Annotated in this window: 11 protein-coding genes; 6 read left to right on the top strand and 5 right to left on the bottom strand. The window is 57.4% G+C overall.

Translation table 11 applies throughout. The features are described 5' to 3' along the window. Positions 1–9: 9 nt before the first annotated feature. Positions 10–1,062 (top strand): L,D-transpeptidase family protein, encoded by a 1,053-nt coding sequence (locus ACXIZX_RS05490; protein WP_008102664.1) that lies wholly within the window; start codon positions 10–12, stop codon positions 1,060–1,062. Between the two features lie 82 nt (positions 1,063–1,144). Here the strand turns inward: ACXIZX_RS05490 and ACXIZX_RS05485 are convergent, their stop codons facing one another. After that, entirely contained in the window at positions 1,145–2,170 is a 1,026-nt protein-coding gene (locus ACXIZX_RS05485; protein ID WP_008102665.1) for a transporter, read from the bottom strand. A gap of 162 nt (positions 2,171–2,332) precedes the next feature. On the opposite strand from ACXIZX_RS05485, the gene ACXIZX_RS05480 reads away from it, so the two are divergent. Then, positions 2,333–3,943, top strand: a complete 1,611-nt coding sequence (locus tag ACXIZX_RS05480; protein ID WP_479403741.1) for an inorganic phosphate transporter — start codon at positions 2,333–2,335, stop codon at positions 3,941–3,943. 12 nt (positions 3,944–3,955) lie between these two features. Further along, positions 3,956–4,876 carry a polyphosphate kinase 2 gene (gene ppk2 / locus ACXIZX_RS05475; RefSeq protein ID WP_008102671.1) on the top strand — a complete coding sequence of 307 codons (921 nt, stop codon included), beginning with the start codon at positions 3,956–3,958 and terminating at the stop codon, positions 4,874–4,876. Here the strand turns inward: ppk2 and ACXIZX_RS05470 are convergent. The 4 genes from ACXIZX_RS05470 to ACXIZX_RS05455 form a co-directional block, all read right to left on the bottom strand. Continuing rightward, positions 4,873–6,075, bottom strand: a complete 1,203-nt coding sequence (locus ACXIZX_RS05470) for an MFS transporter (RefSeq protein WP_008102673.1) — start codon at positions 6,073–6,075, stop codon at positions 4,873–4,875. The genes ppk2 and ACXIZX_RS05470 overlap by 4 nt on opposite strands. 207 nt (positions 6,076–6,282) lie before the next feature. Continuing rightward, the gene (gene dusC, locus ACXIZX_RS05465; protein WP_479403740.1) at positions 6,283–7,233 is read right to left on the bottom strand and encodes a tRNA dihydrouridine(16) synthase DusC; all 951 of its coding nucleotides are present in this window, start codon (positions 7,231–7,233) and stop codon (positions 6,283–6,285) included. Positions 7,234–7,237: 4 nt separating this feature from the next. Further along, positions 7,238–8,626 (bottom strand): ATP-dependent RNA helicase RhlE, encoded by a 1,389-nt coding sequence (gene rhlE / locus ACXIZX_RS05460; protein ID WP_008102680.1) that lies wholly within the window; start codon positions 8,624–8,626, stop codon positions 7,238–7,240. A 215-nt stretch (positions 8,627–8,841) separates the two neighbouring features. Next, positions 8,842–9,234 carry a YbhQ family protein gene (locus ACXIZX_RS05455; RefSeq protein WP_007890591.1) on the bottom strand — a complete coding sequence of 131 codons (393 nt, stop codon included), beginning with the start codon at positions 9,232–9,234 and terminating at the stop codon, positions 8,842–8,844. 177 nt (positions 9,235–9,411) lie between these two features. Between ACXIZX_RS05455 and ACXIZX_RS05450 the strand changes: the two genes are divergently transcribed. The 3 genes from ACXIZX_RS05450 to ACXIZX_RS05440 are packed head-to-tail and all read left to right on the top strand — an operon-like array spanning position 9,412 to position 12,388. Next, complete coding sequence (locus ACXIZX_RS05450; RefSeq protein WP_277965915.1) at positions 9,412–10,173, top strand: endonuclease/exonuclease/phosphatase family protein; 762 nt, start codon at positions 9,412–9,414, stop codon at positions 10,171–10,173. Further along, positions 10,170–11,414 carry a cardiolipin synthase ClsB gene (clsB, locus tag ACXIZX_RS05445; protein WP_479403739.1) on the top strand — a complete coding sequence of 415 codons (1,245 nt, stop codon included), beginning with the start codon at positions 10,170–10,172 and terminating at the stop codon, positions 11,412–11,414. The genes ACXIZX_RS05450 and clsB overlap by 4 nt, the downstream gene beginning before the upstream one ends. Further along, positions 11,414–12,388: a lysylphosphatidylglycerol synthase domain-containing protein gene (locus ACXIZX_RS05440; RefSeq protein WP_479403738.1), complete on the top strand. Its 975-nt coding sequence runs from the start codon at positions 11,414–11,416 to the stop codon at positions 12,386–12,388. Before clsB ends, ACXIZX_RS05440 begins: the two co-directional genes overlap by 1 nt. The last annotated feature ends 69 nt before the right edge of the window (positions 12,389–12,457 follow it).

Below are 12,457 nucleotides of genomic sequence, written 5' to 3'. Positions count from 1 at the left end.
TTGAAAAACATGAAAATGAGCATTCGCGCGTTCGCTTCACTCGCCCTCGCACTGGCGGCGTTCAGCCAGTCGGCATTTGCAGTAGTCTATCCGCTGCCGCCGGCTAACAGCCGTCTGATCGGCGAAAACATTGAAATCACCGTACCTGATGACAGCAAACTTCCGCTGGAAGCCTTTGCTGCTCAGTATCAGATGGGCCTCAGCAACATGCTGGAAGCCAATCCGGGCGTTGACGTTTATCTGCCGAAAGCTGGCACTAAAATGATCATCCCACAGCAGCTGATTCTGCCTGACGCGCCGCGTGAAGGCATCGTGATCAACAGCGCTGAGATGCGTCTTTACTACTACCCGAAAGGCACCAAGACTGTAGTCGTGCTGCCAATCGGTATCGGCGAGCTGGGTAAAGATACGCCGATCAACTGGACTACTGCGGTTGAGCGTAAGAAAGATGGCCCAACCTGGACGCCAACCAAAGCGATGCACGCAGAATATGCGGCACGCGGCGAGAGCATTCCTGCGGTGTTCCCGGCTGGCCCGGATAACCCGATGGGTCTGCACGCGCTGTATATCGGCCGCCTGTATGCGATTCACGGCACTAACGCCAACTTCGGTATCGGTCTGCGCGTGAGCCACGGCTGTGTGCGTCTGCGTGCTGACGACATCAAATGGCTGTTCGACAACGTGCCGGTTGGCACCCGCGTTCAGTTCATCGATCAGCCGGTGAAAGCCACCGTTGAGCCAGATGGTTCGCGCTATGTGGAAGTGCACAATCCGCTGTCGACCACCGAAGAGCAGTTTAACTCACGTGAAGTGGTGCCGATCAACCTGACTTCAGCTGTGACCAAAGTGATTGCCGATGCCAGCACCAACCAGGATGCGGTCAACAACGCTATCCAGGCGCGTAACGGTATGCCGATCAAGATTAACGGTCCAGCAGGCGAAGTTCAGCCAGCACCGGTTCCGGTTCAGGAGTCTTCTGACGCATTGCCGAAAGAAGAGCCAATGACACCGCAAGGTATCAACGGCGCAGCGCCAGCGGCGCAGCCGACCACCAGCCTGTAATCGCGGTTTAAGAAGGTCGCCATAAATGGCGACCCTACAAAACCGCACCCGTAGGGTTGCCATTTATGGCAACCTTGCCAAATCAATCCCGCGGTCGTCGAAACGCCAGCCAACCCGCCACCAACGTAAACGCCAGCACCACCAACACCAGCAGCAAAAAACCGTGCGGATTATTCGCCAGCGGAATCCCGCCCACGTTCATCCCAAAAAATCCCGCCACGATATTGATCGGCAGCGCCAGCACGGTAATCACCGTCAGCAAAAACAGCGTGCGGTTGCTCTGCTCCATTAATCGCGCGGCGATCTCTTCCTGCAACAAACGAATCCGCTCCATCAAGCTCGCCAAATCATTCAGCGCCACGCTGAACTCTTCGGTGAAAATCCGCAGCTCGCCTAATGGTTCACGCTTCAGCCATTTGGGCGGACGATTCAACAGGCGGAACAGCGCCGCCGGTTCCGGTGCCAGTAAACGCTGCACGCGCAGCAGCATGCGACGCAGTTGCCCCAGCTCGCGGCGGTTGGTTTTGATTGCCGCACTCAGCAACCGCTCTTCAATCGCATCCACCGCCTGACTGGATCGCCGCACCACCTGCTCCAGCTGCGCTTCCTGCTCACCAAGCAGCCACAGCAGCATCGCATCCGGCTCGGCGAACTTCAGGCGGTCCATCTGCTGATGCATGCGTTCAATCATGCCAACCGGGCGAAAACGCGCGGTGACCACCACACGCGGGCAGCACCACATCCACAATGTGGCGTTCTGCGTGCTGCGCTCCTCTTTACTGAAAGTCACGTCATTGAGCACCGCCAGCAGCGCATCGTTTTGATGGGCTAAACGGGTGCGCGGCGAAGCCGAATGTATCTCGTCGAAAAAATCGTGGTCTACGCCAAAGTGGTCCTGAACCCAACGCTCTGCACGTGCGTGATTAAGGTTGATGTGCAGCCAGATAAAGTACGACTCCGGCAGCTGCTGCTGCGCCAGCTGGGCCGCTTCGCGCGCATTGAGGCGCTGAGGCGGCGACGCGGGGGTAAACAGATAACCGTGAATCAATCCGGCGACTTCATTGTTGAAGTCCGGCAGCGAGGCGAGTGGTAGTACGGGCTGGAGCATTAGCAGGTCATTCCGCAGCGGTCAGATCCACAGCGTGCGACAGCTTTGTTGCAGCACGATGACACAGCGTGATCGCCATCATCATTCTGTCATACAAACCACGTATCACACTGCCATTAACGGATGCCGTTCGAGCATCGTGATTTAACACTGAGGTGTTTTATGGCTGAAAACAGTTTACCTGCATCGACCTCCTCGTCCCACAGCGGACGCCCGAACCTTAACCGCGGCAACGGTCCAGCCTCACGCCTGATCTTTGTACTGTTGCTGATCGCTGGCCTGATGTATGCCGGCATTAACCTGTTTAATGATGTTGAAGAGACTGGCGCGCCGGTCACCAGTTATACGCCATTCGTACTGCTTGGCGTGGCGCTGATCATCGCGCTCGGCTTTGAATTTGTGAACGGTTTCCACGATACCGCCAACGCCGTAGCCACCGTGATCTACACCCATTCGCTGTCGCCGGGCGTGGCGGTAATGTGGTCCGGTTTCTGTAACTTTTTGGGCGTGCTGCTCTCCAGCGGCGTGGTGGCGTTCGGCATCATCTCGCTGTTGCCGGTGGAGTTGATTCTGCAAGCGGGCAGCGGCCACGGCTTTGCCATGGTGTATGCGCTGCTGTTCTCGGCGATTATCTGGAACCTCGGCACCTGGTATTTCGGTTTGCCGGCCTCCTCTTCGCATACGCTGATCGGTTCGATCATCGGCGTCGGCGTGGCGAACGCCTTACTGCATGGTCGCAGCGGCACCAGCGGTGTGGATTGGGATCAGGCGATTAAAGTCGGTTACGCGCTGCTGCTGTCGCCAATTGTCGGCTTCGTCTGTGCCGCCCTGTTGCTGCTGGCGATGAAAGCCTTTATCCGTAATCGCCAGCTGTATGAAGCGCCAAAGGGCAATCAGCCGCCACCGGTATGGATTCGCGGCTTGCTGATCCTCACCTGCACCGGCGTCTCTTTCGCCCACGGTTCGAATGACGGCCAAAAAGGCATGGGCTTAATCATGTTGATTCTGGTCGGCACCATGCCGATTGCCTATGCGCTGAACCGCTCGCTGCCGCCGGAGCAGATTCCGCGCGTCGCCGCCTTAACTCAGGTGACGGAACAGCAGCTGCTAACGCTGCAACCCGTGCCCGCTGCCATGCCCGCGCCGCGTGAAGTGCTGACCGAATTCGTGCGCACCAACCAAAATCGCCCGCAAGTGTTACCGGCGCTCGGCATGATGCTCGGCGATATCGGCGACCAGATTCGTCGCTATGGCGCGGTGGAGAATATTCCGGCGCAGGCGGTGACTAACACGCGAAACGACATGTATCTGGCATCGGAAACCATCAAGCATCTGCAAAATGCCAAAGTGACGCTGCCGGAAGAGACCGCGCGCAACCTGGCGGCGGTGAAGAAAGAGCTGGATGCCGCCACGCGCTTTATCCCGATGTGGGTGAAAGTGGTGGTGGCGATAGCGCTGGGTCTCGGCACCATGGTCGGCTGGCGTCGCATCGTGGTAACGGTGGGTGAACGCATCGGTAAAACCCATCTCACCTACGCGCAAGGGGCCAGCGCCGAGCTGGTGGCAATGGCGACCATCGGCGCGGCTGATGTGTTTGGCCTGCCGGTTTCCACCACGCATGTGCTCTCTTCAGGCGTCGCCGGTTCGATGGCCGCCAACCGTTCAGGTTTGCAACTTTCCACCATCCGCAATCTGGCGATGGCGTGGGTGCTGACGCTGCCGGTTTCTGTTTTACTTTCGGGGCTCCTTTACGCCCTGTTTATCCACCTGTAACGGGAGAAAATAATGGCGACACACGACAATAGCTTCCACAGCGAGACCTTTAATCAGCGTCTGCTGCAGGAGTTTTACGACAGCTACGACGAAGAGCTGGAGATGGAGCTGGATGACCTGCGTTTTAACGACAGCGGCGAGCCGCAGGCTGATGACGATAAAGCCTTTCGTCGTCGTTATTTCCGCGAGCTGCTGCATCTGCAAGGCGAGCTGGTCAAGCTGCAGGATTGGGTGATGCGCACCGGACATCGCGTGGTGATTCTGTTTGAAGGGCGCGATGCGGCGGGTAAAGGCGGCGTGATCAAACGTATCACTCAGCGTCTCAATCCGCGCACCTGTCGTGTAGCCGCCCTGCCCGCGCCCAACGATCGCGAGAAAACGCAGTGGTATTTTCAGCGCTATATCGCCCATCTGCCGGCCGCCGGTGAGATCGTGATGTTTGACCGCAGCTGGTACAACCGTGCGGGCGTTGAGCGCGTTATGGGTTTCTGCAACGAAGATGAAGTGGAAGAGTTTTACCGCAGCGTGCCGGAGTTTGAAAAAATGCTGACGCGCAGCGGCATCCAGATCATCAAATACTGGTTCTCAATCACCGATGAAGAGCAGGAATTGCGCTTCCTCAGCCGCATTCACGATCCGCTCAAACAGTGGAAACTGAGCCCGATGGATCTCGAAAGCCGTCGTCGCTGGGAAGATTACACCGAGGCGAAAGAGGAGATGCTGGAGCGCACCAATATTCCCGAAGCGCCGTGGTGGGTGGTACAAGGCGTGGATAAGAAGCGTGCGCGACTCAACTGCATCAGCCATTTGCTGCAGCAGATGCCGTACGAAGAGAGTGAAGCCAAACCGATTATGCTACCGCCGCGCGAACGTTCCGAAGACTATCGCCGCGCGCCGGTACCCGAGCACATGGTGGTGCCGGAGAAATACTAAAGCGCTTGCGCGGCCGTCTGGCGGCCGTGCTGTTGGTGCAGGCGCAGCGTGATGGCAAACGCGCCCAGCACCATCAGTGCCGCCGCAAGATAGACTGACTGCATGCCCCAATGACCAATCAGCAAGCCCGCTACCGGCCCGGTTAATCCCAGCCCTAAATCGAGAAACGCCGAATAGGTGCCAAGCGCCGAACCCTGATCCTGCTGCTGTACGCGCTTCACCGCTTCCACCCCGAGCGCCGGGAACACCAGCGAGAAACCGCCGCCGGTAAGGAACGCGCCCAAATCCACCAGCCAAATGCTGTCGGCCTGCCAAATCAGCAGCAATCCGGCACACTCCAGCACGAACGACACCAGCGCCACCTTCAGGCCTCCGAAACGTGTGATGTAGCGGCCAAAACCGAGGCGCACAATCACAAAGCCGAGGCTGAACAGCGTCAGCGCGAACGCGGCTCCGCTCCAGTCGCGGCTGGCGAAATAGAGGGTGATAAAGGTGGAGATCACGCCGAAGCCGATGGTGCCAAAACCGAGCGCCAGACCAAACATCCACACGCGGCTGACCACACGATGAAACGGAATGCGCACGCCGGCGGTGACACTGACGCCCGCTTTGCGGCTCGCCATCCAGAATCCGGCAACTCCCATGATCGCCACCAAACCCGCAAAGCCACTGATGCCAAACCATTGATTGAGCAGCACGCCGAGCGGCGCACCAATCGCCATGGCGAAATAGGTCGCCACGCCGTTCCACGAGATCACGCGCGCGGTTTGCAGCGGGCCGACAATGTTCATGCCCCACAGCGTGGATCCGGTGCTGCTAAAACTTTCACCGACGCCGAGGAACAGGCGCCCCGCCGCCAGCAGCGCCAGGCTCAACAGCGGCATATCGCTGCACAGCGCGGCGATAATCGATAGCACGCCGCTCATGCCGCAGAACACCAATCCCATCATCACCACGCGTTTTGGACCGTAGCGATCCGCCAGACGACCGGAGTGCGGGCGGCTTAATAGCGTGGCGAAGTATTGCAGACTGATGATTAATCCGGCGATGAATGAGCTGAATCCAAGCTGGTTATGCACAAATCCCGGCAGCACCGCGAGCGGCAAACCCACCGAAAGGTAGCAAAAGAAGGTGAAGACAATGACGGAGAGAATACGTTTATTTAACTGAGCGTTACTCAGTACAGCGGCGTCAGACATGGAAGGTGGCGTCGGGGATCAGGATGAAAGTAGGCGATAACTATAACCTTAGCGTGCTAAGAGATCGCGGATTTTTTAATTATTAAGTTTATATGCACTTGTATGAGAAGGTCGCCATGAATGGCGACCCTACAAAGGATTGGCGCGTTTTTCGTAGGGTGCGCAGCATTACGCCATAAATGGCGATCCGACAATGGTTTTGCGGAATTAAGTGATGATTGCTGATGCATGCCGCTCAATCGCGGTGGCGATTTCGGCGGAGACTTTGAGGGTGCGAACTTCGCTGAACATGCCGTCGGCTTGGTGATACGCCTTGCGCAGGTAGCCAAGCCACTGCTTGATGCGCGCCACGTGATACATGCCGGTATCGCCCTGCTTTTCCAGCTGGGTGTACTTCAGCAACAATGCGACCACATCAGACCACGGCATCGGCGCTTCGTTGTACTTCACAACCCGCGCCAGATTCGGCACGTTGAGCGCACCGCGTCCAATCATCACCGCATCACAGCCGGTAATGCGCATGCAATCCTGCGCGTCCTGCCAGTTCCAGATTTCACCGTTGGCGATCACCGGAATGCGCAGACGCTGGCGGATTTCGCCAATCGCCTGCCAGTTAATGCTTTCGGCGCGATAGCCATCTTCTTTGGTACGACCGTGCACCACCAACTCGCTGGCACCGGCTTGCTGCACCGCATCGGCGATCTCAAAGCGACGATCGCCGGAATCCCAGCCCAATCGCACTTTCACCGTCACCGGCAAATGATCCGGCACCGCTTCACGCATCGCTTTCGCGCCGCGATAGATCAGTTCGGGATCTTTCAGCAAGGTGGCACCGCCGCCGCTGCCGTTTACCAGCTTCGACGGACAGCCGCAGTTGAGATCAACGCCCCAGGAACCGAGTTCCACCGCGCGCGCGGCGTTCTCTGCCAGCCACTCGGGATATTGCCCAAGCAACTGCATGCGAACGCGCGTGCCTGACGGCGTGCGGCTGTGGTTATGCAGCTCAGGACACAAACGATAGAAGGATTTTACCGGCAGCAGCTGATCGACCACGCGCAAAAACTCGGTCACGCATAAGTCATAATCATTAACCCCGGAGAGCAGCTCACGCACCAGCGAATCAAGCACGCCCTCCATCGGCGCCAGCAAAACCCTCATGACGTTAGGCGTTCCCGGTTTTCTTTGGTGCCGGACGACGACGACCGCTGTTGGCGGCTGGCGCGGCCTGGCTTGCGCCCTGCGCTGGACGACGCGCTGAACGCGCTTCACCCTGCGGACGTGGTGCATTGCCGCTGTGTGGACGAGAAACGTTGCCGCCCTGTCCGCGACCCTGGCCTTGACCGCGTCCACCTTGACCGCGACCGCCGCCCTGCTGCTGACGACCGTTCTGGATTGGCTCGGCTTTGATGCTTGGATCGACTTCGAAACCAGGCAGCTCGATGCGTGGGATTTCACGCTTCAGCAGACGCTCAATGTCACGCAGCAGTTTGTGTTCATCAACACACACCAGCGACAGTGCCGCTCCGGTAGCAGCTGCACGGCCGGTACGACCGATACGGTGCACGTAATCTTCCGCCACGTTTGGCAGCTCGTAGTTCACCACGTGTGGCAGCTCTTCGATATCCAGACCACGCGCCGCGATGTCGGTGGCAACCAACACGCGAATACCGCCAGATTTGAAGTCAGCCAATGCACGAGTACGAGCGCCCTGGCTCTTGTTGCCGTGGATCGCGGCGGCAGTGATGCCGTCTTTGTTCAGCTGTTCAGCCAGGTGGTTGGCGCCGTGTTTGGTACGGGTGAAGACCAGCACTTGCTGCCAGTTATCACGGCCAATCATCAGCGACAGCAGTTCCCGCTTGCGCTTCTTATCCACGAAATGCACTTGCTGGGAAACCTGCTCAGATGCGGTGTTACGGCGCGCAACTTCAACCTGTTCTGGGTTGGTGAGCAGTTTTTCCGCCAGCGTTTTGATCTCGTCAGAGAAGGTGGCAGAGAACAGCAGGTTCTGACGCTTAGCAGGCAGACGCGCCAGCACGCGACGGATGTCGTGGATGAAGCCCATGTCGAGCATGCGATCCGCTTCATCCAGCACGAGGATTTCAACCTGTGACAGATCAACTGCGTTCTGGTGTGCCAGATCGAGCAGACGGCCCGGTGTTGCCACCAATACGTCAACGCCGCCGCGCAGTTTCATCATCTGCGGGTTGATGCTCACGCCGCCGAAGACCACCAGCGAACGGATATCCAGATATTGGCTGTACTCACGCACGTTCTCGCCAACCTGAGCCGCCAGTTCGCGGGTCGGGGTCAGGATCAGCGCACGCACCGGACGGCGGCCACGCGCCGTGGACGGTTTTGCAGTCAGACGCTGCAGCAATGGCAGCGTAAAGCCGGCGGTTTTACCGGTGCCGGTTTGGGCGCTCGCCAGCAGGTCACGACCAGCCAGCACCACAGGAATTGCCTGACGCTGAATCGGCGTCGGCTCTTGGTAGCCTTGTTCTGCTACCGCACGCAAAATATCGGCACTTAAGCCGAGAGAGTCAAATGACATGCAGGTGTATTACTCCGAACCGTCCTGATCGCCGTAAGCGATGTAGTTTTCAGGAGGGATATGACGCAAGCGCTGGGCTCACGTGTGAAAAGGGCACAAACTACCATGCGTAAGGGCGCGAGTTTAGCAGCTTTCCGCGCGTACAGCATCCATAAAAAAAGGAGCCGCATTCGGCTCCTTTTTGTCAGGTCCGCAGGATTGCGGTCCCTAATCGATCAACTGCGCTTCTTCTCGATGCGCTGGACCGGCTCTTTCGCCAGCAGTGATACCAGCGCCGGTCCCACCAACATCACCACGCCGAGGATACCAATCAGCAGGTTGTTGTGGATAAAGCGGGAGATCAGGAACAGCGTTAACATCGCTGCGCCAAAGTAGTACGTGGTGGTCACCTCTTCGAGGGAGTCACCCATTCTACGTAAACGGGCACTACGCTGCATGACCAGCATGGTAATAAATACCACCGCATAAGCTGCCACCAGGGTACTGCTCACTTCAACCAGCGCCCTATGTTTCCAGCCCCAAACCAGCGCGGCAATCACCAGCAGGTGCATTGCAATGTGCAAACAGGTTTGTCCGGTAACAATCTGAACACGATTAGACCATTTCATTCTCTTCTCCTGGCAGACCCAACAGGTCGCCCAAGTGTATCTGGCTGGAGGCCAGACGAACGTCCTCAATGTAAAGCAAATTTCGGATTACGCCCTAATTTTCTGCCCTTAACACCATCCATTTGTGACAAAGACTACACTTTGTGCTGTTGATGATGAAAAGGAGCGCGTCGAAGTATGCCACAAAATACGCAAGGATTTTCATTTAAAGTCCTGACGATCAATACCCACAAGGGGTTCACCAGCTTTAATCGCCGCTTTATCCTGCCGGAATTGCGCGACGCAGTCCGCGCCACATCGGCGGATATCGTCTTCCTGCAAGAGGTGATGGGCACCCACGCTATCCATTCACTGAACATCGAAAACTGGCCGGAAACCTCACATTATGAGTTTCTGGCCGATACCATGTGGGACGATTTCGCCTATGGCCGCAACGCCGTTTATCCCGAGGGACATCACGGGAACGCGATATTGTCACGATTTCCCATCGTTGAATATGAGAACCGCGATATTTCCGTCGCCGGAAGTGAAAAGCGCGGCATGTTGCACTGCCAAATCCGCCTGCCAGATCGTGCTGAGCCGCTGCATGTGTTCTGCGTGCATCTCGGTCTGAAAGAGAAGCATCGTCAGGCGCAGATGAAGATGATGTGCGACTTCATCGATACGCTGTCGCCCGATGCGCCATTGGTGGTGGCCGGTGATTTTAATGACTGGCAGGTCAGCGCCAATCGCTTTCTCAAGCGCGCGGTGGGCTTAGAGGAAGTGTTCAGCATCAAAACCGGCCGCCCTGCCCGCACCTTTCCGGCACGTTTTCCGCTGTTGAGGCTTGATCGTATCTACATCCGCAACGCCACGGTAAGTAAGCCGTGGGCGCTGCCGGTTAAACCATGGTCACACCTGTCCGATCATGCGCCATTAGCGGTGGAGATTTTCCTATGAGTTTCAATTGGCGCGACGGTAATCAGCTCCGTTTACTTGAAAACGGTGACGCATTTTTCCCGCGCGTGTTGAGCGCGATTCAGCGCGCCGAGCGCACGCTGCTGCTGGAAACCTTTATTCTGTTTGAAGATGAAGTGGGTAACGACCTGCACGAAGCGTTGCTTAACGCAGCGCAGCGTGGAGTGAAAGTTGAAGTGATGGTCGATGGTTACGGCTCGCCGGATCTCTCCGATCGCTTTGTCGATAGCCTGACCGCCGCTGGCGTGCGCTTTATCTATTACGATCCGCGTCCGTTAGTGCTCGGTATGCGCACCAACGTGTTCCGCCGTCTGCATCGCAAAATTGTGGTGATCGATGAAGCGATCGCCTTTGTCGGCGGCATCAACTTCTCCGCCGAGCACAACATCGATTTTGGCGCGCAAGCCAAACAGGATTATGCGGTGGAGGTGAAAGGCCCGGTGGTTTTGGATATTACCCAGTATGTGCAGCAACAAATGGGCAGCGAACAGCACACGCGGCGCTGGTGGGGCGCGCGTTCCCACCGCCCGGCGGTTAATGCCATGCCCGGTGAAGCGCAGGTGCTGTTTGTCTATCGCGATAACGACGAACACCGCGACGACATTGAGCAGCACTATCTCGCCATGCTGCGCAAAGCCCAGAAGGATGTGATCATCGCCAACGCCTACTTCTTCCCCGGCTATCGTTTGCTGCGTGAGATGCGCAGCGCGGCACAGCGCGGCGTGCGCGTCAGGCTGATTGTGCAGGGCGAACCCGATATGCCGATCGTTAAAGTTGGTGCCGAGCTGCTGTACAACTATTTGGTCGATGGTGGCGTAGAAGTGTATGAATACTGCCGCCGCCCGCTGCACGGCAAAATTGCGGTGCAGGATCAGCAGTGGTCCACCGTCGGCTCCAGCAACCTCGATCCGTTGAGTTTATCCCTCAATCTGGAAGCCAACTTGATGGTGCACGATCACGCCTTCAACCAGACGCTGCGCGACAATCTGGAGTTGCTGATTCAGCAGGATTGTGTGCGCGTGGAGGATGACAAGCTGCCGCCGCGCAACTGGTGGCAGCTAACCAAAGGCGTGATTGTGTTTCACTTTTTACGCCACTTTCCGGCTATCGCCGGTTGGTTGCCTGCGCATACGCCGCACTTGTCGCAGGTTGCGCCGCCGGTGCAACCTGAAATGGAAACCCAGGATCGGGTTGAAGCCGATAATCCAGGAGCGAAACCCTAATGTCGAAAAAGAATCCGCGCTGGCAACTGGCGAAAAAAATCCTCACCTGGCTGTTTTTTATCGCAGTGATTGTGCTGCTGGTGGTGTATGCACGCAAGGTGAATTGGGAAGACGTCTATACCGTCATCGTCGGCTACAACCGCTATGTGGTGCTGAGCGCTGCCGCGCTGGTGGTGGTGAGTTATCTGACTTATGGCCTTTACGACCTGATTGGACGCGCGTACTGCGGCCATAAGCTGGCGAAGCGTCAGGTGATGCTGGTGTCGTTTATCTGTTATGCCTTCAACCTGACGCTCAGCACCTGGGTTGGCGGCGTGGCGATGCGTTATCGGCTCTACTCGCGACTCGGTTTGCCGGGAAACACCATTACGCGCATTTTCTCGCTGAGCATCGCCACCAACTGGCTCGGCTATATTCTGCTGGCCGGCGTGGTGTTTGCGGCGGGCATGGTGCCAATTCCTTCCGGCTGGTTCATTGGCGAAACCACGCTGCGCATTATTGGCGTAGTGCTGCTGGTGATGGTGGCTGTCTATTTGTGGGCGTGCGCCTTTGCGAAGAAGCGCCGCTGGACGGTAAAAGGCCAGCATCTGCAGTTGCCTTCGCTGCGCATGGCGCTGTTCCAGTTTGCCGTCTCCTGCGCCAACTGGATGGTGATGGGCATGATTATCTGGCTGCTGCTGGCGCGTCAGGTGGATTATCCGATCGTGCTGGGCGTGCTGTTGATCAGCAGTATCGCGGGTGTGATTATTCATATCCCGGCCGGGATTGGCGTGCTGGAAGCGGTATTTTTGGCGCTGCTGAGTGGGCAACATGCCTCGCATGGCAGCATTATCGCGGCGCTGCTGGCTTATCGCGTGCTCTACTTTATTCTGCCGCTGTTGGTGGCGCTGGTGCTCTATTTGTGGCTGGAGAGCCGCGCGAAGCATTTGCGGCAGAAGAATGAGCAGAAGATGGAGAAATCGGTTTCGCGGTAAATATCCTCGTAGGGTCGGCATTTATGCCGACCTGGTCACCATCAATGGCGACCCTACGAAGATACACGA

This window comes from Candidatus Pantoea symbiotica (genome assembly GCF_056491525.1).
The sequence above is the reverse complement of the archived record's forward strand: the minus strand, read 5'-3'. Positions and strand labels throughout refer to the sequence as shown.

What these genes read in the sequence shown, in the direction of transcription:
- ACXIZX_RS05450 (WP_277965915.1), top strand. Translation starts at nt 9,412, where the DNA reads ATGCCACAAAATACGCAAGGATTTTCATTTAAAGTCCTGACGATCAAT.
- dusC (WP_479403740.1), bottom strand. Translation starts at nt 7,233, where the DNA reads ATGAGGGTTTTGCTGGCGCCGATGGAGGGCGTGCTTGATTCGCTGGTG.
- ACXIZX_RS05440 (WP_479403738.1), top strand. Translation starts at nt 11,414, where the DNA reads ATGTCGAAAAAGAATCCGCGCTGGCAACTGGCGAAAAAAATCCTCACC.
- ACXIZX_RS05455 (WP_007890591.1), bottom strand. Translation starts at nt 9,234, where the DNA reads ATGAAATGGTCTAATCGTGTTCAGATTGTTACCGGACAAACCTGTTTG.
- ACXIZX_RS05490 (WP_008102664.1), top strand. Translation starts at nt 10, where the DNA reads ATGAAAATGAGCATTCGCGCGTTCGCTTCACTCGCCCTCGCACTGGCG.
- rhlE (WP_008102680.1), bottom strand. Translation starts at nt 8,626, where the DNA reads ATGTCATTTGACTCTCTCGGCTTAAGTGCCGATATTTTGCGTGCGGTA.
- ACXIZX_RS05480 (WP_479403741.1), top strand. Translation starts at nt 2,333, where the DNA reads ATGGCTGAAAACAGTTTACCTGCATCGACCTCCTCGTCCCACAGCGGA.
- ACXIZX_RS05470 (WP_008102673.1), bottom strand. Translation starts at nt 6,075, where the DNA reads ATGTCTGACGCCGCTGTACTGAGTAACGCTCAGTTAAATAAACGTATT.
- clsB (WP_479403739.1), top strand. Translation starts at nt 10,170, where the DNA reads ATGAGTTTCAATTGGCGCGACGGTAATCAGCTCCGTTTACTTGAAAAC.
- ppk2 (WP_008102671.1), top strand. Translation starts at nt 3,956, where the DNA reads ATGGCGACACACGACAATAGCTTCCACAGCGAGACCTTTAATCAGCGT.
- ACXIZX_RS05485 (WP_008102665.1), bottom strand. Translation starts at nt 2,170, where the DNA reads ATGCTCCAGCCCGTACTACCACTCGCCTCGCTGCCGGACTTCAACAAT.